At 67.5% G+C, this 20,435-nt stretch carries 20 protein-coding genes; 11 read left to right on the top strand and 9 right to left on the bottom strand.

The window, feature by feature from the left end; translation table 11 throughout:
* The first annotated feature begins 287 nt into the window (after positions 1–287).
* From QE360_RS04945 to phbB, 3 genes are all read left to right on the top strand, one after another.
* Complete coding sequence (locus QE360_RS04945; RefSeq protein ID WP_309699754.1) at positions 288–2,492, top strand: molybdopterin cofactor-binding domain-containing protein; 2,205 nt, start codon at positions 288–290, stop codon at positions 2,490–2,492.
* Complete coding sequence (gene hemH / locus QE360_RS04940; protein ID WP_309699752.1) at positions 2,492–3,505, top strand: ferrochelatase; 1,014 nt, start codon at positions 2,492–2,494, stop codon at positions 3,503–3,505. The genes QE360_RS04945 and hemH overlap by 1 nt, the downstream gene beginning before the upstream one ends.
* 84 nt (positions 3,506–3,589) lie before the next feature.
* On the top strand, positions 3,590–4,312 hold the full coding sequence (phbB, locus tag QE360_RS04935; protein WP_309699750.1) for an acetoacetyl-CoA reductase: 723 nt from the start codon (positions 3,590–3,592) through the stop codon (positions 4,310–4,312).
* 110 nt (positions 4,313–4,422) lie between these two features.
* Here phbB and QE360_RS04930 read toward each other — a convergent pair whose 3' ends face one another.
* Positions 4,423–4,761 (bottom strand): glycine zipper 2TM domain-containing protein, encoded by a 339-nt coding sequence (locus tag QE360_RS04930; protein WP_307102199.1) that lies wholly within the window; start codon positions 4,759–4,761, stop codon positions 4,423–4,425.
* 190 nt (positions 4,762–4,951) lie between these two features.
* On the opposite strand from QE360_RS04930, the gene QE360_RS04925 reads away from it, so the two are divergent.
* Positions 4,952–5,953 (top strand): esterase-like activity of phytase family protein, encoded by a 1,002-nt coding sequence (locus tag QE360_RS04925; RefSeq protein ID WP_309699748.1) that lies wholly within the window; start codon positions 4,952–4,954, stop codon positions 5,951–5,953.
* Positions 5,954–6,434: 481 nt separating this feature from the next.
* Here QE360_RS04925 and rpmB read toward each other — a convergent pair whose 3' ends face one another.
* The gene (rpmB, locus tag QE360_RS04920; RefSeq protein WP_307102206.1) at positions 6,435–6,743 is read right to left on the bottom strand and encodes a 50S ribosomal protein L28; all 309 of its coding nucleotides are present in this window, start codon (positions 6,741–6,743) and stop codon (positions 6,435–6,437) included.
* A 150-nt stretch (positions 6,744–6,893) separates the two neighbouring features.
* Between rpmB and QE360_RS04915 the strand changes: the two genes are divergently transcribed.
* Both QE360_RS04915 and QE360_RS04910 read left to right on the top strand, forming a co-directional pair.
* The gene (locus QE360_RS04915) at positions 6,894–7,106 is read left to right on the top strand and encodes a hypothetical protein (RefSeq protein ID WP_307102207.1); all 213 of its coding nucleotides are present in this window, start codon (positions 6,894–6,896) and stop codon (positions 7,104–7,106) included.
* 81 nt (positions 7,107–7,187) lie between these two features.
* On the top strand, positions 7,188–7,616 hold the full coding sequence (locus tag QE360_RS04910) for a nucleoside deaminase (protein ID WP_309704061.1): 429 nt from the start codon (positions 7,188–7,190) through the stop codon (positions 7,614–7,616).
* Between the two features lie 7 nt (positions 7,617–7,623).
* On the opposite strand, the gene QE360_RS04905 is transcribed toward QE360_RS04910, so the two are convergent.
* Both QE360_RS04905 and QE360_RS04900 read right to left on the bottom strand, forming a co-directional pair.
* Positions 7,624–7,857, bottom strand: a complete 234-nt coding sequence (locus QE360_RS04905) for a hypothetical protein (protein WP_309699746.1) — start codon at positions 7,855–7,857, stop codon at positions 7,624–7,626.
* 100 nt (positions 7,858–7,957) lie between these two features.
* Complete coding sequence (locus QE360_RS04900) at positions 7,958–8,635, bottom strand: OmpA family protein (protein WP_307102212.1); 678 nt, start codon at positions 8,633–8,635, stop codon at positions 7,958–7,960.
* Between the two features lie 141 nt (positions 8,636–8,776).
* On the opposite strand from QE360_RS04900, the gene QE360_RS04895 reads away from it, so the two are divergent.
* The gene (locus QE360_RS04895) at positions 8,777–10,078 is read left to right on the top strand and encodes a hemolysin family protein (RefSeq protein WP_309699743.1); all 1,302 of its coding nucleotides are present in this window, start codon (positions 8,777–8,779) and stop codon (positions 10,076–10,078) included.
* A 45-nt stretch (positions 10,079–10,123) separates the two neighbouring features.
* On the opposite strand, the gene QE360_RS04890 is transcribed toward QE360_RS04895, so the two are convergent.
* From QE360_RS04890 to purD, 4 genes are all read right to left on the bottom strand, one after another.
* Positions 10,124–10,513 carry a hypothetical protein gene (locus QE360_RS04890; protein ID WP_309699741.1) on the bottom strand — a complete coding sequence of 130 codons (390 nt, stop codon included), beginning with the start codon at positions 10,511–10,513 and terminating at the stop codon, positions 10,124–10,126.
* A gap of 318 nt (positions 10,514–10,831) precedes the next feature.
* Positions 10,832–11,392: a hydrolase gene (locus QE360_RS04885; RefSeq protein ID WP_309699739.1), complete on the bottom strand. Its 561-nt coding sequence runs from the start codon at positions 11,390–11,392 to the stop codon at positions 10,832–10,834.
* Between the two features lie 34 nt (positions 11,393–11,426).
* Positions 11,427–12,140, bottom strand: coding sequence for a hypothetical protein (locus tag QE360_RS04880; protein WP_309699737.1), 714 nt, complete (start codon positions 12,138–12,140; stop codon positions 11,427–11,429).
* 44 nt (positions 12,141–12,184) lie between these two features.
* Entirely contained in the window at positions 12,185–13,477 is a 1,293-nt protein-coding gene (purD, locus tag QE360_RS04875) for a phosphoribosylamine--glycine ligase (RefSeq protein WP_309699735.1), read from the bottom strand.
* Here purD and xseA point away from each other — a divergent pair.
* From xseA to QE360_RS04860, 3 genes are read left to right on the top strand one after another with little or no spacing between them, the layout of a single operon-like run.
* Entirely contained in the window at positions 13,476–14,909 is a 1,434-nt protein-coding gene (gene xseA / locus QE360_RS04870) for an exodeoxyribonuclease VII large subunit (protein WP_309699733.1), read from the top strand. The two genes, purD and xseA, sit on opposite strands and share 2 nt — an antisense overlap.
* 16 nt (positions 14,910–14,925) lie before the next feature.
* Complete coding sequence (locus QE360_RS04865) at positions 14,926–15,126, top strand: DUF2093 domain-containing protein (protein WP_307102226.1); 201 nt, start codon at positions 14,926–14,928, stop codon at positions 15,124–15,126.
* Positions 15,123–15,977, top strand: a complete 855-nt coding sequence (locus QE360_RS04860; protein WP_309699731.1) for a M23 family metallopeptidase — start codon at positions 15,123–15,125, stop codon at positions 15,975–15,977. The genes QE360_RS04865 and QE360_RS04860 overlap by 4 nt, the downstream gene beginning before the upstream one ends.
* Positions 15,978–15,983: 6 nt before the next feature.
* Here the strand turns inward: QE360_RS04860 and QE360_RS04855 are convergent, their stop codons facing one another.
* Positions 15,984–16,418, bottom strand: a complete 435-nt coding sequence (locus tag QE360_RS04855; protein WP_309699729.1) for a hypothetical protein — start codon at positions 16,416–16,418, stop codon at positions 15,984–15,986.
* Positions 16,419–16,743: 325 nt separating this feature from the next.
* On the opposite strand from QE360_RS04855, the gene QE360_RS04850 reads away from it, so the two are divergent.
* Positions 16,744–19,632, top strand: coding sequence for a TonB-dependent receptor domain-containing protein (locus QE360_RS04850; protein ID WP_309699727.1), 2,889 nt, complete (start codon positions 16,744–16,746; stop codon positions 19,630–19,632).
* Positions 19,633–20,435: the final 803 nt, after the last annotated feature.

Here is a 20,435-nt window from a genome sequence, read left to right as displayed (position 1 = left end):
CGGTCGCCGAACCGGATTCACGCGAAGCCGCGAAGTCACGAAGATTTTTGCGCGCAGAGGCGCAGAGGTGTCCGGCCCGGCCGCCAGGCCAGTCTGCCTATCATGCACAACAGCGTCTGCCGATCGAGACGGCGGGATGATCGTGCGGCGGGTCCCCCTCTGCGCCCTCCGCGCCTCTGCGCGAACCAAAAGACTTCGCGGCATCGCGCGAACAATCGACTCCGTCGCTTTGAGACAGCGAAACCCCCGGCTTGTCTGCACCTGCCTGTCGGCTAAGGCTGGCGGGGATGGAGCTGAACCGGCGCAACATATTGATCGGCGGAGGCGCGGGGGCGGGGTTGCTGGTCGCCTGGGGGCTGTGGCCGCGCGCCTATGTGCCCGATCTCGCCACCGAGCCGGGCGAGCAGGCGTTCGGCGCATGGCTGAAGATCGGGCGCGACGGCATCGTCACCGTCGCGGTGCCCCAGGCCGAGCATGGGCAGGGGATCGCGACGACGCTGGCGCAGGTCGTCGCCGACGAACTGGGCGCGGACTGGCGGACGGTCGCGGTCGAGCCCGCGCCGCTCGGCCCGCTTTATGCCAATAGCGTCGGGGTCGATTCGCTGTTCGAGGGCGCGTTCGACCGGCTGCCCGAGGCGGTGCGCGCCGAGTGGCTGCGCCGGGACATGGTGATGCTGACCGCCGGGTCAAGTTCGATCCGCATGTTCGAGGCCCCCGCGCGCGCCGCCGCCGCGACCGCGCGCGCGCTGATGGCGCAGGCCGCCGCGCGCCGCTGGGGCGTCGCATGGACCGCATGCGAGGCGAAGGACGGCTTCATCATCCATGGCGCGCAGCGGCTGCGCTTCGCCGAACTGGCCGAGGCGGCGGCGGGCGAGACGGTGCCCGAGCCCCTGCCGCTGGGCAGCGGCGGTGCGGGGGCACTGGCGGGCCGGGATCTGCCCCGGCTCGATTCACCCGCCAAGGTCGATGGCTCGGCCAATTTCACCGCCGATATCCGGTTGCCCGAGATGGTGCATGTCGCGGTTCGCCATGCGCCCTGGGGGCGGACCCGCTCCATCGCGATCGACCGTGCGGCGGCGATGCGGGTGCAGGGCGTGGTCGATGTGGTCGAGGGCGACGACTGGGTCGCGGTCGCCGCCGCCAGCTGGTGGATCGCGCAAAAGGGCCTCGATGCGCTGGCACCGCGCGCCGTGACCGAGGGGCCGATCCCGACGACGGCGGACATGGCCCGCGCGCTCGACGCGGCGCTGGCGGGGAAGGGGCGCTCGGTCGCCTCGCAGGGCGATGTCGAGGCTACGCTGGAAGGCGGGGGGCGGATCGCGGCACGCTATCGGATCGGGGTGGGCGTCCATGCCGCGATCGAGCCGCGCGCGGCAGTGGCCGCCTGGCGCGACGGCGGGCTGGAGCTGTGGTTGCCGACCCAGGCCCCGGTCCGCGCGCGCGAAATCGCGGCGCGGGCGGCGGGGATCGCGCCGGACCGGGTGATCGTCCACCCCATGCCGATCGGCGGGTCCTTCGGCGTCGCGCTGGAGAGCGAGGCGGCGGCGCAGGCGGCGATCGTCGCAGTCCGGTTGAAGCGGCCGGTCAACCTCCTCTGGTCGCGGACCGAGGACCTGCGCCGCGACGCGTACCGCGCGCCGATGCGGGCCGAGATGACCGCACGCGTGGCGGGCGGGCGGCTGCTGGCGTGGCGGGCGCGCGTCGCCGCGCCTGACACCGGCCGCGATCTGGCCTCGCGGCTGATGCCTGGCGGGTTCGTCCGGGTGGGTATGGCGCGGGGCGACGCCTATGCGATGGGGGGAGCGGTGCCGCCTTATGCGATCCCGGCGCTGGCGGTGGATCATCACGCCGTCGACCTGCCCATTCCTACCGGCCATGTGCGCGGCGGCGCCCATGTCGGCCATGGCTTCGTGACCGAATCCTTTCTTGACGAATGCGCGCAGGCCGCCGGGGCCGATCCGCTGGCCTGGCGGATGACGATGCTGGGCGAGGCGCCGCGCCTGGCGCGCTGCCTGTCCACTGCCGCGTCGCTCGGCGGATGGGAAGGGGGCCGTGCGGGCAGCGGGCAGGGCGTGGCGGCGCACGCCTTTCGCGGCAGCTTCGTCGCGGTGATGGCGGAGGTTCACCGCGATGCCGCAGGGCGGCCGATCGTCGACCGGCTGGTCGCGGCGGTCGATGCCGGGCGGATCGTCAACCCCGACATCGTGCGCCAGCAGATCGAGGGCGGGCTGATCTTCGGCCTCGCCGCATGGCGCGGCGGCGCGGTCGGCTTTGCCCAGGGGCTGGCCGAGCCCGCGCGGCTGGGGGCGCTGAACCTGCCGCGCCTGGCCGACACCCCCGACATCACGGTCGAGCTGATCCGCTCGGACGAAGCCCCCGGCGGCGTGTCCGAACTGGCCGTGCCGCCGGTCGCGCCCGCCATCGCCAACGCGCTTGCCACCCTGCCGGGCTTCCCACGGATACGAAGCCTGCCGATGGAGTTGTCCGCCTGATGCTGCCCCCCGACCATCCGCCCGTCCCGCGTCCGAAGATCGGCGTGCTCCTGATGAATCTGGGCACCCCCGACGCTCCCGAGCCGCGCGCGGTCAAACGCTATCTGGGCGAATTCCTGTCGGACCGCCGCGTCATCGAGATTCCGGCCCTGTTGTGGCAGCCGATCCTGCGCGGCATCATCCTGAACACCCGGCCCAAGAAGTCGGCGCATGCCTATTCACTGGTCTGGCGCGAGGACGGCTCGCCGCTCGCCGCGATCACCAGGGCACAGGCGGCGGCGCTGAAGGACGCGTTCGGGCCCGGCGTCATGGTCGACTGGGCGATGCGCTATGGCCGTCCCGCCATTGCCGACCAGGTACAGGCGATGAAGGATGCCGGGTGCGAGCGGATCCTGCTCGCGCCGCTCTATCCGCAATATTGCGCGGCGACGACGGCGACCGCCAATGACCGGGCCTTCGCGCATCTGGCGACGATGCGCTGGCAGCCCGCGATCCGCACCCTGCCACCTTATTATGACGATGCGCTCTATATCGACGCGCTGAAGACGCAGCTGGAGTCGCAGCTCGCCGCGCTGGATTTCACCCCCGAGGCGGTCGTCGCCAGCTTCCACGGCATGCCGCAGCGGACGCTGGAGCTGGGCGATCCTTATCATTGCCATTGCCGCAAGACCGCGCGGCTGCTGGCCGAGGCGATGAAGGACACGCTGGGCGACCGCGAATTGCTGGTCGCGTTCCAGTCGCGATTCGGCCGCGCCAAATGGCTGGAGCCCGCGACCGACACCGTGCTGGAGGCGCTGCCCGGACGGGGCATCCGCAAGGTTGCGATCCTGGCGCCGGGTTTCTCGGCCGACTGTATCGAGACGCTGGAGGAACTGGCGATTCGCGGTCGCGAAAGTTTCGAGGGCGCGGGCGGCACCCATTTTGCCTATCTGCCCTGCCTCAACGACAGTGACGTCGGGATCGCGATGCTGCGCGGATTGATCGCACGCGAGCTTCAGGGGTGGTTGCCGTAGCGTAATATTACGTTTCGCCCGGTCTTCGCCATTGCGGATGACCTCTGCCCCTTTTAAGCCACAATCAGAAATGGGAGAGGTCTGATGGCACGGGTCGCGATTGTGACGGGTGGTACGCGCGGTATTGGCGAGGCGATCAGCCTGGCACTGAAAGAGGCGGGCGTGACCGTCGCCGCCAATTATGCGGGCAATGACGAACGCGCTCGTGAATTCTCCGAACGCACCGGGATCAAGGCGTATAAGTGGGACGTCGCCGATTATGACGCGGTCCAGTCGGGCGTCGCGCAGGTCGCCGAGGAACTGGGCCCGGTCGACATCGTCGTCAACAATGCGGGCATCACCCGCGACGGCACGCTGCTGAAGATGACCTACCAGATGTGGAAGGAGGTCATGGACACCAATCTGGGCGGTTGCTTCAACATGGCCAAGGCGGTGTTCCCCGGCATGCGCGAGCGCAAATGGGGCCGCATCGTCAATATCGGTTCGATCAACGGCCAGGCGGGCCAGTATGGCCAGGTCAACTATGCCGCCGCCAAGTCGGGCATCCATGGCTTCACCAAGGCGCTGGCGCAGGAAGGCGCACGCGTCGGCGTGACCGTGAACGCGATCGCGCCGGGCTATATCGACACCGACATGGTCGCCGCCGTCCCCGCCGACGTGCTGGAGAAGATCGTCGCCAAGATCCCGGTCGGCCGACTGGGCCAGGCGCATGAGATCGCGCGCGGCGTCGCCTTCCTGTGTTCGGACGAGGCGGGCTTCGTCACCGGCTCGACCCTGTCGATCAACGGCGGCCAGCACATGTATTGATGCAAGAACGCCGACCTCCACGGGGGAGATCGGCGTTCCGTCCTCGATACGCTACGCGAGGAAAACCGGGGCGGGTGGGGCGGATACAGGCCCCGCCCGCCCGAACTGTGTCAGCGGCAATAGCCCGGACGGCCCGACCGCTCGATCGCGCGGCCCGCCAGCGCGCCCGCACCGCCGCCGATCAGCGTGCCCAGCGTGCGGTCGCCATCGGTGTCGATCGTCCGGCCCAGCAGGCCACCAGCGACCGCGCCGACGATGGTGCCGGTGGTGCCGGAGCGGCGGCACTTGCGCGCCTGATATTCGGCGCGCGCGCCATCCTCATAACCCCGGTCGTAGCGATCGGCATGATAGGCCCGGCGATAGCGGTGCGCATCCGCGGCGGTCGCGGGCAGGACAGCGCCGCCGAGCATCGCCAGCGTGGTCGCCGCCAGGGTCAGGGTCTTCATCATGATATCACTCCCGATATTTCATTTCGATCGGCGGTCCCGTCCGCCGTTGATCCGCTTCTGGACGATTCGGCTTGAGCCTTTCCTGAATGCCGCGGTTATCCGCCGTTCATCCGCGCCGGCCTGTGCCGATCCGATCGGGTGGCCGTATTTTTGGCGCTGTCGTGTTGCGGCGCGGCGCGTATGAGGCGCCATGCGTATCCTCCTGTCCTGCCTGTTGCTGCTGGCCTGTATCCCCGGATGGTCGGGTGAGGCGCGGCTGGGCCTGCTGGAGCAGCCGGGGCAGATGGACGTGCGCCGCGTCGCGCTCGACCCGAATGATCCGTCGCGCCGGACGCTGGGCGCGCTGACCTATCTGGGCGGTGTGGCGCTGACCAGCCGCGATCCGGCCTTTGGCGGATTCTCGTCGCTGACGGTGACGGGGGACCGCTTCACCCTGCTCAGCGACGGCGGCAATGTCGTGCAGTTCGCAATGGGCGGGGACTGGCGTCCGCACGGCATCCACTTCGCCAACCTGCCCGCGGGGCCGGGGATCGGGTGGCAGAAATGGGACCGCGACAGCGAATCGATGGCGGTCGATCCGCGCACTGGCGCCCTATGGGTGGGGTTCGAGCGCTATAACCAGATCTGGCGCTATGCCCCCGACTTCGCGCGCGCCGAAGGATTCGTCGCGCCGCGCGCCATGAAGCGCTGGCCGATCAATGGCGGCCCCGAGTCGCTGGCCCGGATGCCCGACGGGCGATTCGTCACCATTTCCGAAGAGGCCAAGATCCGCCGTGCGCTATGGCGCGGCGGCGAGGCGTCGCGCAAGACCACGCGGCAGGGGCTGATCTTCGCGGGCGACCCGTTGCGCCACCGCCCGCGCCTGTTCGCCTATCGCGTGTCGCCCGATTACGACGTGGCGGACGCCGCCGCCTTGCCCGACGGCGCGCTGATCGTGGTCGAGCGGCGGTTCCGACTGCCGTTCCGATTCTCGAATCGAATCATGCTGGTCCCGGCGGAGCGAATCGCGCCGGGGCGGGTGGTGCGGGGGCATCTGCTCGCCGAACTCGACGCGCCGCTGATCCATGACAATTTCGAAGGAGTCGCGGTGACGCAGGAGGGCGGGGCGACGATCCTGTGGCTGGTGTCGGACGACAACCAGCTGCCGATCGAGCGCAGCTATCTGCTGAAATTCCGGCTGGACCGACGCTGATCGGGCGATTCGCGAACGTGATTCGCGTGGCCTTCGGCTTCGCATCGGCCGAACGGCGGTTTGGAATGGGCCAGGCGAATCGCGGACACGGATGCTGACACCCGTTCAGCCTGAGCGAAGTCGAAGGCCACGCCCCAGGGCCGATCGGCATTCCATGATGCCTTATCCTTCCCTCGCCCCTCGCAGAGGGGAGAGGGTTGCGCAGACTTGGCCTATGCAAAAGCAAAGGCTTAGTAGGAGCTGGGTGAGGGGTGGGCGCTCGCTTGGCGAGCGCCGCGAGCCTTCAGGCTCGCTCAACCCCTCACCCAAGCTGCGCTAGCCAGCAGGCTGGCAAGCTTCGCTAACCCTCTCCCCTGTCCAGGGGAGAGGGAAGAAGCAATCCTGACTGTCGATCCGACCTAGCCGACTCCGAACCAAACGTCGAAAACCCGCCGCTCCGGGGAGCGGCGGGCTTCGAAACCTCGGCAGTCGCGTCGCGCGATTACGCGGCGGCGGCTTCGGTCTGGGTCGAGGCCAGCTTCTTCACGACGTCGCGCTTCAGGCGACGGGCGCGCAGGCTGAGCTGGTCGTCCGAGGTCTTCACGAGCCAGTTGTCGAGGCCGCCATTGTGCTCGACCGAGCGCAGGCCGTGGGTCGAAACGCGAAGACGGACGCTCTTTTCCAGCGCGTCGGAAATCAGCGTGACGTTCTGCAGGTTCGGCAGGAACGTACGCTTGGTCTTGTTGTTGGCGTGGGAAACGTTGTTACCCACCTGCCGGCCCTTGCCGGTCAGCTCGCAAATGCGCGACATGATCGTTATCCTGGTTTCAGGCAATGCCCGGAAAGGCCGCGCGGATAACCCGTACCGGCGTCCGCGTCAACCGATTCCCCATCGGGGCACGTGCAACCGGCCCGGTGAACGGGGCGTTGTTACGGCAACGAACCTGATGGAGCCAGACCCATGCGCGCCTTTCTCGTCCTTATCGGCATCGTCCTCCTGCTGGTCGCCGGGGCCATGGCGATGGGCTGGGTCAATATCGACCAGACCCGTCCAGCGGTGGTGCAGGCGCCCGCTTTCCGCGCCGAGGGGCCCAAGGTCTCGGTCGGCACCGAGACCAAAACCGTCGAGGTGCCCACGGTGAAGGTCGAAAAGCCCGCCGACAACGCGCAATAAGCCATAAGGGGCAGGGGCACCGCTCTTGCCCCTGTTCGCCGCGCGCGGCAGGGAGGGGGCATGTTCCCGCTCCCCGCCCCGATGCGCGCCGCGCTCGACGCCGCTGCCCAAGCGGGGCAGGCCGGAGAGGTGCCGGTCGGCGCGGTGGTGATTCGCGATGGCGTGATTCTGGCCACGGGGGCCAACGCGCCGCGCCGCCTGCACGACCCCACCGCCCATGCCGAGATTCAGGCGATTCGCGCGGCGGCGGCCAAGCTCGGCCGCGACCGGCTGGAGGATTGCGACCTCTGGGTCACGCTGGAGCCCTGCGCGATGTGCGCGGGGGCCATCGCCCATGCCCGGATCGCGCGACTCTATTATGCGGCCAGCGATCCCAAGGGCGGGGCGGTCGACCACGGCCCCCGCTTCTTCGCCCAGCCGACCTGCCACCACCGGCCGGACATCTATGCCGGGATCGGCGAGGGGGAGGCGGCGGGCCTGTTGCGCGATTTCTTCGCGGTCCGGCGATGACGACGCGTCAGTCCGGTCCCTGGCGCGTCCGGAGGCGGCCCACCAGATAGTTCGCCAGAGCACCGCTCGACCCGCAGACAAGCACATTGCGCCATGTCGAATTCACACCGACATGCCATGCGTTGAGGATCATCAGCACGACGTAGGTGAACAGTCCCGTCAGCAGGGGCGACGCCCATCTGGAGGCCCGCCAGCCCGTCTTGCCCGCTTGTGCCTCCATGACCTTCGCCCCTTCGATCACCGAGGCATATCATAGGCGCGTGCGGGCGGGCCGCCCATGAAAAAAGGCCCGGACGGTATCCCGTCCGAGCCCTTTGCCCTGTTCGCGAATCGCGACTCGATCAGCGCAGGTCGCCCTCGCGGATCGGCACGATCTTGATCTCGACGCGGCGATTGGCGGCGCGGCCTTCCTCGGTGTCGTTCGAGGCGATCGGCTGCGACTTGCCGAAGCCGCGCGTGCCGATGCGGGCGGGCTGCACCCCGCGCGAGGCGAGATAATCCGCGACCGAGACCGCGCGCTGTTCGGACAGGCGCTGGTTGTACGCATCGCTGCCGGTCGAATCGGTGTGGCCGTACACGTCGATATAGGTCTGCTTATACTGCGACAGGATGTCGGCGACCTGATCCAGCGTCTGGCGGAACTGCGGCTGCACCTGCGACGAGTTATAGGCGAAGGTGATGCCCGAGGGCAGGTTCAGCAGCAGGTCGTCGCCCTGGCGGACCACCTGTACGTCGGTGCCCGCGGTTCGCGCGCGCAGGTCGCGCTCCTGCTTGTCCATATAGGCGCCGATCCCGGCCCCGGCGAGGCCGCCGATACCGGCGCCCAGGATCTTCTCGGTCCGGTCGCGTCGACCGCCGACGAGATCGCCGAGCAGATAGCCGCCGACCGCGCCGCCGATGCCGCCGATCGCGGCCTTGGACAGGCGCTGCTGTCCGGTTTCGGGATCTGTCGTGCAGGCCGAGGTGGCAAGCACCGCCGACATTGCGGCCATGGACAGGAACTTTGCGGACGTCTTCATGCGCATAACCCTTGTTAGATTGTCGCGTCTCACCCCCGGAAACGCGGACCCGGTCGCGCTTGTTCCGCAAGCGATCTGAACGGAACATGACGACGGGAGTTGTCGAAGGCCCTCCCGTCCCGCTATGAGCACCCTGTACCGATGGCACCGCTGCCCCCCTTTCCGTGGATCGACGTCCTCATCATCCTCGCGCTTGTCGCGTTGAACGGGGCGTTCGCGATGAGCGAGCTGGCGATCGTGTCGTCGCGCCGCGCCCGACTGGAGGCGATGGCGCGCAGCGGCCGCAAGGGCGCGCAGGCCGCGCTGACGCTGGCCGCCGATCCGGGCAAGTTCCTGTCGACCGTTCAGATCGGCATCACCCTGACCGGCATCATCGCGGGCGCCTATTCGGGTGCCAGCCTGGGCACGCCGACCGCCGCCCGGCTGGAGACGCTGGGCATCGCGCCCTCGACCGCCGCGACGCTGGGCTTCGCGCTGGTGATCGGGCTGACCACCTATGCCTCGCTGATCCTGGGCGAGCTGGTGCCCAAGCAGTTCGCGCTGCGCAAGCCCGAGCCGATCGCCGCCTTCGTCGCGGTGCCGATGCGCTGGCTGGCGATCGGCACCGCGCCGATCGTCTGGATCCTCGATTCGACCAGCGGGGTGATCTTCAAGCTGCTGGGCCTGAACCGCGACAATGAGGATCAGGTGACCGCCGAGGAGCTGCACCTGATCGTCGCCGAGGCGTCCAAGTCGGGCGTGATCGAGGAGCATGAACGCTCGATCATCTCGGGCGTGGTGCGGCTGGCCGACCGGCCGGTGCGCGAGGTGATGACGCCGCGTACCGAGATCGACTGGCTGGACTGCACGCTGGACGATGCCGCGATCCGCGCCAAGCTGCTCGAAAGCCCGCGCACCCGCCTGCCGGTGGGGGAGGGCTCGATCGACGCGGTGGTCGGGGTGGTGCAGGCGCGCGACATCGCGATGGCGCTGTTCCGGGGCGAGCCGCTCGACCTCAAGCAGCTGATGCGCAAGGCGCCGGTCGTCATCGACCGGATCGACGCGATGGACGTGCTTCTGGCGCTGCGCCAGGCCGAGGTGCCGATGGCGCTGATCCATGACGAGTACGGCCATTTCGAAGGGATCGTGACCCCGGCCGACCTGCTGGCGGCGATCGCGGGCGAGTTCGCCTCGGACGCCGATCCGGGCGAGGCCCCCTCGGTGGTCGAGCGCGACGACGGCTCGCTGCTGGTCGCAGGCACCATGGCGGCGGACGCGCTGGCCGACCGGCTGGGCATCGACCTGCCCGACGACCGCGACTATGCGACCGTGGCGGGCCTGGCGCTGGCGGTGTTCCGCCACCTGCCGACCGAAGGCGAGAGCTTCGTCGAGCAGGGCTGGCGCTTCGAGGTCGTGGACCTGGACGGACGGCGGATCGACAAGCTGCTGGTCAGCGAAGCGTAGCAGACCGATAGCCCGCTGCGGCGGCTCCGCCACGCGAAGACCCGCCTATCCGGCCCAGCGGAACTGGACCAGCGCCATGACGAGCGCGAACACATACGCATAGCCGAAGCGGTCCAGGCGGATCAGGGACAGACCCTTGCGCCGCCGGAGGCTGCCGATCACCGCCATGACGCCGCCCGCGACGAACGGCGTCACGATCACATTGATCCGGCGCCAGTCCGGATTGGTGATGGGCGAGGATGGGAACAGCAACAGGCTCAGCCCGCCTGCCGCCAGGCCCCAAAGGGCGAAGCCGATGGTGGCAATGACCGGGTTCTTCGGCTTGCTGAAGGTCTCGCTTATGCTGTGCAGCCCGATCTCCGCAGCCGTCTCGATCAGCAGCTGGATCAGGATTTCGCCGCCATATTGAATCAGTATCTCGAACAGGAATTCCATGCCGTTCCCCCACCCGTTTTGACCGAAAGGTCATGACCGATCGACATTCCGCAATGCCTTTCCGTCCCTCGCCCCTCGCAGAGGGGAGAGGGTTGCGCAGACTTGGTCTTTGCGAAAGCAAAGGCCTAGTCGGAGCTGGGTGAGGGGTGGGCGCTCGCTTAGCGAGCGCGCGAGCCTTTGGGCTCGCTCAACCCCTCACCCAAGCTGCGCTAGCCAGCAGGCTGGCAAGCTTCGCTAACCCTCTCCCCTGTCCAGGGGAGAGGGAAGAAGATGCAATACTGAATGGCGATCCGCCATGGGTGGGATCGATGGCGCGCCTCAGCTTCCCAACCGAATATCCCCGGACGCCACCACACGCGCGATCAGCGGCAGGATATGGTCGACCGCAAAGGCGTGGAGTTCGCTCGACCGCGATGCGCAGGCGTCCTCGGCGATGACCACGTCATAGGACAGCTCCCACGCCGACCGCGCGGTCGATTCGACGCCCATATTGGTCGAGATGCCCGCGATCACCACCGTCCGCACCCCGCGCCGCCGCAGTTGCAGGTCCAGGTCAGTACCGGTGAAGGCGCCCCAGTGATGCTTGAGCACCACGATGTCGCCGGGCTCGACCAGGCCGGGGACCAGTTCGCTGAAGTCGGGCGGGGTGCCCTCGGGCGGCAGGCTGGGGCGGTCGATACTCTGGCTGGGCATCGTCTCGGGCGTGAAGCCGACATGGACCAACACGACCGGCGCACCCGCCGCGCGGAATCGGGCAGCGAGCGTCTTGGCGGTGGCCACGACCTCGTCACCGGACCGGGGGCCACCGGCGCGCGGGACGATGCCCCGTTGCAGGTCGATGAGGATGAGCGCGGTGGTGGCGGGATCGAGTGTCGTCATCGCGCCTCAACCGACCGGAAAAGCCCCCGTTCCGTCAAAGCCTGCCGAACACCGCCTCGAAGCCCGCACGGTCGCCCGCCGCCAGCAGTCGCGCCTGTTCCAGCCAGCGGTCGCGCGCCATCCGGCCCGAAAACGGCCCCAGTTGCGCATCGAGCGACTGGGCCTGTGCCTCGCTCAGCCCCGCCATGTCGCCGACCGTGGTGATGCCATGTTCGGCCAGCTTCTGGGTCAGCTTGGGCCCCAAGCCCTTGAGCAGGGTGATCGGCTGATCTTCGGGCCGCGCGGCCTGGGCCGGAGCAGGTTGCGGAGCAGCCTCGGCGGCGGGGCTGGCGGCCAACGGGGCAGCCGCGGCAACCGGCTCGGCGTTCAGCGGCTCGTCCGCCACCGGCGATTCCTCCGGTGCCGCAGGGGCGGGCATGACCGGGGGCGGCGGCGGGGCGGCCGGAGCCGGAGCGGGTGCAGGCGCTGGTGCGGGTGCAGGCGCTGGTTCCGGAACGGGCCGGGGCTGCGTCAGCGCGGCCTCGCGGATCGGGGCGCTGTCGGGCTGGCGGAGCGCGACACCCGCTTCCTCGGCATTGTCCTCGACCTGGCGGGTGGCCTTGTTCCGGCGATGCTTGAGCCGCATCCCGATCAGGATGACCGCGATCGCTGCCACCGCGACCAGCGCGATCAGGGCGAAATGGATGGTGGTGATGGTCGCCACGCCATCGGGGATCAGGCTTTGCGCCGTCGCAGAAGTCTCGTTCATCGCCTTACCCTATTGTCCCATCGCCCCGATCGCGAGCCCAATCGTCAGGCTCCGGCCTCGGTTCCCTGCGCATCGGCCTCCCGCGCGACCTCGCGCCAGCCGATGTCGCGGCGGCAGAAGCCGTCGGGGAAGCGGATCGCGTCGACCGCGCGATAGGCGGCGGCTTGCGCCTCGCCCACGGTGGCGGCGCTGGCGGTGACGGCCAGCACGCGGCCGCCGCTGGCGACCAGCTGCTCGCCGTCCATCCGGGTGCCCGCCTGGAACACGACCGCGCCGGTCGCCTCGGCGGCGTCGATCGCATCGATGCTCCCGCCCGCGCTGGGCGTGCCGGGATAGCCCGAAGCCGCCATTACCACGGTCAGCGCGGGATCATCCGAGAAGGTGGGCGCGGGCAGCTCGGCCAGCCGCCCCTCGGCCACCGCCAGCATCACCGCCAGCAGATCGCCCTGGAAGCGCAGCATCAGCACCTGGCATTCGGGGTCGCCGAACCGCGCATTATATTCGATCAGCTTGGGCCCCTGCTCGGTCAGCATCAGCCCGGCATAGAGCACGCCCGAAAAGGGCGTCCCTTCGGCGCGCAGCGTATCCACGGTGGGGCGGACGATCCGGTCGATCGCCTGGCGCTCCAACTCGGGGGTCAGGACGCGCGCGGGGCTATAGGCGCCCATGCCGCCGGTATTGGGGCCGGTATCGCCATCGCCGACCCGCTTGTGATCCTGCGCCGAGCCGAAGGGGAGCAAGGCCTCGCCATCGGTCAGGACGAAGAGGCTGGCCTCCTCGCCCGCCAGGAATTCCTCGATCACCACCTCGGCACCGGGGACGGAGAACAGGTCGGCGATCGCGGCATCGGCCTCGGCGCGGGTGAAGGCGACGGTCACGCCCTTGCCCGCCGCCAGTCCATCGGCCTTGATGACGACGGGCAGGCCGAAGGTCGTGGCCAGCGCGGCCTGCGCGTCGGCGAGGGTCGAGACGCGGACATAGCCCGCGGTCGGGATGTCGGCGCGGCGGCACAGGTCCTTGGTAAAGCCCTTGGAGCCCTCCAACTGCGCGGCGGCCTTGCTCGGGCCGAACACCGGCACGCCCTCGGCGCGCAGCGAATCGGCCAGCCCGTCGACCAGCGGCGCCTCGGGCCCGACCACGACCAGGCCGATGGCGTGCTCCTTCACGAACGCCACGACGGCGGCGTGATCGGTCGCGTTCAAACCGACGCAGGTCGCATGCGCGGCGATACCGGGGTTGCCGGGCGCGGCGTAGAGCGTATCTAACCCGTGCGACTGGGCCAGCTTCCATGCCAGCGCATGTTCGCGGCCCCCCGATCCCAGCAGCAGGACGTTCATGCCCGATCCTTATCCCTATGACGAAAGTTCGAGGCTGGTAGCCGAGGAGATCGCCGGCGACAACGCGCTCGCGCTGTCGGTCGGCGAACTCAGCTTGAAGCTGAAGCGGATGGTGGAGGGCGAGTTCGGCCATGTCCGCCTGCGCGGTGAGATTTCCGGATATAAGCGCGCCACTTCGGGCCATGTCTATATGAGCCTGAAGGACGAGAATGCCGTCATCGACGCGGTGATGTGGAAGGGCGCGGCCAACAGCTTGCCCTTCCAGCCGCAGGACGGGATCGAGGTGATCGCCACCGGCCGCCTGACCACCTTCCCCGGCCGGTCCAAATACCAGATCGTCGTCGAACGGATGGAGCTGGCGGGCGCGGGCGCGCTGATGGCCCTGTTCGAGAAGCTGAAGGCGAAGCTGGCGGGCGAGGGGCTGTTCGCGCGCGAGCGCAAGAAGCCGCTCCCCTTCATGCCGCCGGTCATCGGCGTCGTCACCTCGCCGACCGGCGCGGTGATCCGCGACATCCTCCACCGGCTGGAGGATCGCTGCCCGACGCACGTCATCGTCTGGCCGGTCAAGGTGCAGGGCGTAGGCTCGGCGGAAGAGGTCGCCGCCGCGATCCGGGGCTTCGACGCGATCCAGCCCGGCGGCCCGGTGCCGCGCCCCGACCTGGTGATCGTCGCGCGCGGCGGCGGCTCGATCGAGGATCTGTGGTCGTTCAACGAAGAGGTGGTGGTCCGGGCGGTCGCGGAATGCACGATCCCGATCATCTCGGCGGTGGGGCATGAGACCGATACGACGCTGTGCGACTATGCCGCCGACCTGCGCGCGCCGACCCCCACGGCGGCGGCCGAGATCGCGGTGCCGGTGCTGGCCGATCTGCGCCTGACCGTGGCGAGCCACCGCCAGCGGACCGAACGCTGTGCGCGCCGCTATGTCGAGCGCGGGCGCGAGCGGCTGGACGCCATGGCCCGCCTTCTGCCCAAGCGCGACCAGTTGCTGGGCCCCCAACGCCAGCGCGCCGATGAGGCGGGGGCGCGGCTCGATCGCGGGCTGGAGCGGCGGGTGACGCTGGCGCGCGGCGGGCTGGACCGGGCGGGCGCGGCGCTGCGCCCGGCGGTGCTGGAACGCCAGGTCGAGCGCGGGCGGGACCGACTGGCCGCGACCTGGCGGCTGGTCCAGTCGCTCAACCCCGACCGCATCCTGGAGCGTGGCTATGCCCGGATCACCGCGCGGCCCGGCGGCGAGACCTTGTCCTCGGCCGAGGCGGCGCGCGCGGCGGACACGCTGACGCTGCGTTTCCGCGACGGGACGGTCGATGTCGCGGTGGACGGGGACGGTAGCCGGGCCGGGGTTGAGCGCCCCGCCCCCAAAACCTATGACAAGCCCAAACGGGAGCCCAGGTCGGATCAATCCCGGCCGGACCAGCCCACGCTCCTTTGACCCGAAAGTGACGAAGATGCTGATGTCGAACACCGATCGCCCCGCGCGGCTCCATTATCTGGCCAATGGCTTTCGCGTCCTGTCGCCGGGCGACCATGTCGTCTGCGCGGTGACCGGCCGTCGCATCCCGCTCGAGGAGCTGAAATATTGGAGCGCCAGCCGACAGGAAGCCTATGCCGATGCGCAGGCGACCGCGCAGGTGCTCGCCCCGCAATGAAGAAGGCGGGCGGTGTCGCGCTGGGGCTGCTGGTCGCGGGGCTGGGCCTGTCCCCGGTCCCGGCGCAGACCGTCGCGGTGCCCGCCGCCGCCCGCTCGGCGTTCCGCTGGACCGGCGAACTCAGCCAGGGCGGGTTGATCCGGGGACAGGCGCCTGCGGGTACGGTCGCGATGACGCTCGACGGACAGGATGTGCCGATTGCGCCGGACGGGGCCTTCCTGATCGGGTTCGACCGCGACGCCGGACCCACCGCCGAGCTGGTCGCGACGCTGGCGGACGGTCGCCAGTTGCGCCAGAGCCTGACTGTCGCGCCGCGCGCCTGGCGGATCGAGCGGCTCGACCGCCTGCCCAAATATCCCGTCCCCGATCCCGAATTCCAGCGGCTGCGCCCGCCCGAACTCGGCCGGATCCGCGCCGCCCGTGCCCAGGTCACCGATGCGGAGGGCTGGCGTCAGCCGCTGATATGGCCGGTTCGGGGGCGCATCTCCGGCCTGTTCGGGGCGCAGCGAATCTATCGCGGCGAGCCGGGCAGCTATCACTCAGGCACCGACATCGCCGCCGCCACCGGCACCATCGTCCGCGCGCCCGCCGACGGCGTCGTGATCCTGGCGGCGGACACGCCCTTCACGCTGGAGGGGCATCTGCTGATGCTCGACCACGGCCAGGGTCTCAACAGCGCCTTCCTGCATCTGTCGCGCATCGACGTCCGCCCCGGCGACCATGTCCGCCAGGGCCAACCCATCGGCGCGGTCGGCGCCACGGGCCGCGCCACCGGCCCGCACCTCCATTGGAGCCTGCAATGGCGCGGACGCAAGCTCGACCCGCTGCTGGTGACGGGGCCGATGGGGTGAGGGGGGTCATTCGACCCGTTCGATCCGTACCGCCAAGTTGCCGTTGAACGAGGCTCGGAAACTGCCCATCGCCGCCTTGAAGATCCGTACCGACTGACCGACCTCCGGATCGAATCGTGCCTTTTCGGTCGTGCGCCAGACGCCGCCCTGGTCCAGCCAGACGGTCCATTGGTCCCGCCCGAATGGGGCCAGTCGAACCACCTTGGAGTGGACCTCGCGGATTTCCGGCTCCTTGGCTTCCTCGTGGCCGAACAGCTGAATCTCCGGCAGGCGCAAGCCGAACAGCGATTGCCGCTTCTGTCGGACCTCGCCCCGGTCGAGCACGACCATCTGTCGTTCGCTGCGCGCCTTGGCAAGCGCGACCGCCGCTTGGTCGAAACAGGTCAGCCGCCGACCCGCATCGGCGATCGCGCGACAGGCCGTGATCTTGTCGATCAGCAACGCCGACTGCCCGCTATCCGGCGCATCCTGCGCCGCAGCCGGGCAGGCGCCCAGAATCGTGATCGCTAAAGCTATGACGTGTATAGCTTTTTTGGGTGTTTTTTGGGTCATTTTCCGCCGTCTACCCTTTCTGTGATCCGACACGCCCTGTGTCAGTTTTGTCACTAGATTGCTAAAAGCCACGTCATTTTTGCTGTTTGTGCGTGTTAGATTGTTGCCTGATGTCAAAACTATTGCATAAACCTTAACCCAGTCGATGGCGCACGGTCTTCGTGTGAGCATCGCCGATCCGCGAAGACGGATGAACAAAAAAAGGGGTTAGTATATGAAGGGAATGCGTTCGCGCTTGCTCGCGACGACGTTCATGCTGGGGGCTTTCGCGGCTGGCACGGCCGCTCAGGCGCAGACGGCGCCGGCCACCGGCGGTAACGCCGATGTCTCCACCTCCGCCGCAACGCAGCAGCCGGAAAGCGGCGAAGTCGTCGTCACCGGTTCGCGCATCGCGCGGCGTGACCTGCAGACGGCCGCTCCGATTGCGGTCGTGGGCCAGGAAGAGTTCCAGCTTTCCGGTACCGTGAACGTCGAGCAGGTCATCAACACCCTGCCGCAGGTGATCCCGGGTTCGACGGCCTTCTCGAACAACCCAGGTGGCGGCGTGTCGACGCTGAACCTGCGTGGTCTGGGCTCGCAGCGTACCATGGTGCTGGTCAATGGCCGTCGCTGGGTCTCTTACGACACCTCGCAGGTTGTCGATCTGAACACCATTCCGGCCTTCCTGCTGGAAGGTGTGGACGTGGTGACCGGCGGTGCATCGGCCGTTTACGGGTCGGACGCGCTGGCTGGCGTCGTCAATTTTCGTCTGCGCAACAACCTGAACGGCGTGATCGCCGGTGGCCAATATGGCATCACCGAGCGCGGCGATGGCCGTCGCTATGAGGGTTATGTCGCGATCGGCGGCGAACTCGGTGATCGCGGCCATGCGACGGTTTACGGCGAATATTACAACCGTGCCTCGATTTTCCAGAGCGCGCGTGACTTCTCGCGAGTCGCCCAGCAGGAGAATTTCGACGCCAACGGCAATCCGACCGGCTTGGTCGCTGGCGGGTCGTCGACCACCCCGAACGGCCGCGTCACCTCCACTTATGGATCGTCCGTCTGCCCGACGGGTAACGTCTTCTGTTCGCCGGGTGCCTTTTTCACTGCGCCGGGCGTCAGCCGTCGTCGGACCTCGACCGACCTCTATAACTATGCGGTCGACAATTATCTGATGGTCCCGCAGGAGCGTTACCTCCTCGGCGGCTATGCGGATTATGAGTTCAAGGACGGGCACACGGCCTATGTCGAGGCGACGTTCGTCAACAACCGCGTTGCCAACGAACTGGCACCGACCCCGGTCACGGGTACGTATCAAGTCAACATCAACGCCGTTTCGCCGTTCCTGTCGGCAAATGACGTGGCGGCGCTCCGTGCGCTGGATGCCGTCGCGGCGTCCGGTAACACGGTGGGCGATGGCATTGTCCCGCTCGCTATCCAGCGCCGTGTCAATGAAACCGGGTCGCGCAATTCGCTCGACGAGCGTAACGCATTTCGCCTGCTCGTCGGCGTTCGTGGTGCCATCACCGACGCTCTGAACTACGACGCATATTATTCCTATGCGCGGACCCGCAACTCGAACATTCAGGCCGGCAATATCTCCAAGTCGGCGTTCCAGGCGGGCCTGAACGGTTCGGCGAACGCGATCAATATCTTCGGTCCGGGTACCCTGACCAAGGCGATGGTCGATCAGATCTCGATCGTGGCACAGAACAGCGATATGTCGGTCCTGCAGGTGGCCAACGCCTCCGTGTCCGGCTCGCTTTTCAATCTGGGCCTGGGAGCCGGTGATGTCGGCTTCGCTCTGGGCGGCGAATATCGCAAGATGTCGGCCGAATTCGTGCCCGACACGGCGCTGTCGTCCGGTGACGTGATCGGCTTCAACGCCGGTGACCCCACCAGCGGTAGCTACAACGTCAAGGAAGTCTTTGGCGAATTGCGCGTGCCGATCGTTGCGGACCGCCCGTTCTTCCACCGCCTCGAACTGGGTGGTGCAGGTCGCTATTCCAGCTATTCGCTGGGTGGCGTGGGTAACGTCTGGACCTATGCGGCGGATGCCCAGTGGGCGCCAATCCGGGACATCACCTTCCGCGCTCAGTACCAGCGCGCGGTTCGTGCGCCGAACATCGCTGAACTGTATCAGGGGGCCGCAGTCAACTTCCCGACCGCGACCGATCCTTGCGCGCTGGCGTCGGCGGCGAACAATGCGACCATCCGGGCGCTCTGCATCGCGACGGGCGTTCCCGCATCGGCCGTCGGCAACGCAAGCACGCAGATCAACTCGCAGATTCAGGGCGTTTTCGGCGGTAACCCGAACCTGAAGCAGGAAGTGTCGGACAGCATCACCGCAGGTGCCGTGATCCAGCCGTCCTTCATCCGTGGGCTGACCATCAAGGCCGACTATTTCAACATCAAGGTCAAGGATGCGATCAGCGTCTTTGGCGGTGGTCTCGGAAATTCGCTCAGCCTTTGCTATAACTACTTCCAGAACATCAACAGCCCATATTGCCAGATCTTCGTTGGCAAGCGTAATGCATTGGGTCAGTTGGACGGTCAGAATCTGCCGTCGCTGCTGAATGCGAACGTCGGCAAGCTGGAAGTCGAGGGCGTCGACCTTGCCGTGGACTATGCCACCAAGCTGGGCTTCTCGGTGTTTGGTGGGGAACAGGCCAGCCGCCTGAACTTCTCGTTCCAGGGCACCTATACCGGCAAGAACACCCTGACTCCGGTCGCAACTGCGCCACAACTGAACAACAAGTGCGCGGGTGCCTTCGGCTCGCTGGCTTGCGGAAGCCCGACTCCCCGCTGGAAGTGGGCGAGCCGCGCATCGCTGCTGGATGGTCCGTCGACCATCAGCGTGCGTTGGCGCCATCTGTCGGGTGTTCGCGACGACGATCCGGATACGACCTACTTCGTCGAGCGTATTCCCGCGTATGACGTGTTCGATCTGACGTTCGCGTTCGATGTCACCAACAACATGAACTTCGCGATTGGCGTGAACAACCTGTTCGACAAGAAGCCGAAGGTCCTGGGCTTGAACCAAGAGCAGTCGAACACTTATCCGGGCGTCTATGACGTGCTGGGGCGTGATTTCTTCGCGTCGGTTCGTTTCACCTTCTAATTTTCGCTATTCATTGGCGAAATTCGCGGGCGGCAGGTCAATGATCTGCCGCCCATTTTTTTGGGCTATATCCCACGATGCCGGTTGAACGGTCCTGCATAGGTCCGGCGGCATTTTGCCTGTTCGCAGAACGAAGACGAGGGAGGCCATGGGGGTGCCCCGCGTAATATCCGCGCGATGCTGTGGACCACGCTCCCGGACCAGGGCCCCGCGTCGCGGGAGGTGAGCCTGATTGCAAGGTCAGGTCCTACCCTGTGACAACATGACCGACCCATGGCTGCGAGGTCTCACAGGTCAGGCCGATTCACGCGATGCACTGTCTGGGTTTTTCCCCCTTCCAAGCGCAGGCGGTGCCCGAAATCTGTCTGTCGTTCTTGATCGGGTCAGAGGACTGGCGAACGGGTCAAGTGGCGGAATAAGCCTTGGGCGGTCCTATCAAGACGCCCATTTTGCTGTCGACGGCGTCATTTTATCATCACGTCCTGATCGAGCGATATTGGCCTCGCCATGTCTACGCGCTGACCATGCTGGCGGATCTTGCCGGTAACCCATTCCGGTAGTTGATAACCCCCGATCCGGGCTTGCTCCGCGTCCGATGCTGACGGCTGTGGCTACGTTCACTTGCCGCACAAGCGACAGGGATGTTGTCATATCGTTTGCATTCAGAAACATGTCATCCTTGTGTCATGTGATGCCACGGCACCCGGAAAGGCCAATGTGGAAGTGGTTGTGTCATTTTTGCGACACGCGCACGCTTGATGCGATTGCGGCGGTATTCCGGACTTTACAGCGGCGAAACTTCG

Origin of the sequence: Sphingomonas sp. SORGH_AS_0789 (assembly GCF_031453055.1) — a bacterium.
GTDB lineage: Bacteria > Pseudomonadota > Alphaproteobacteria > Sphingomonadales > Sphingomonadaceae > Sphingomonas.
This window is presented reverse-complemented; position numbering and strand designations above follow the sequence as displayed.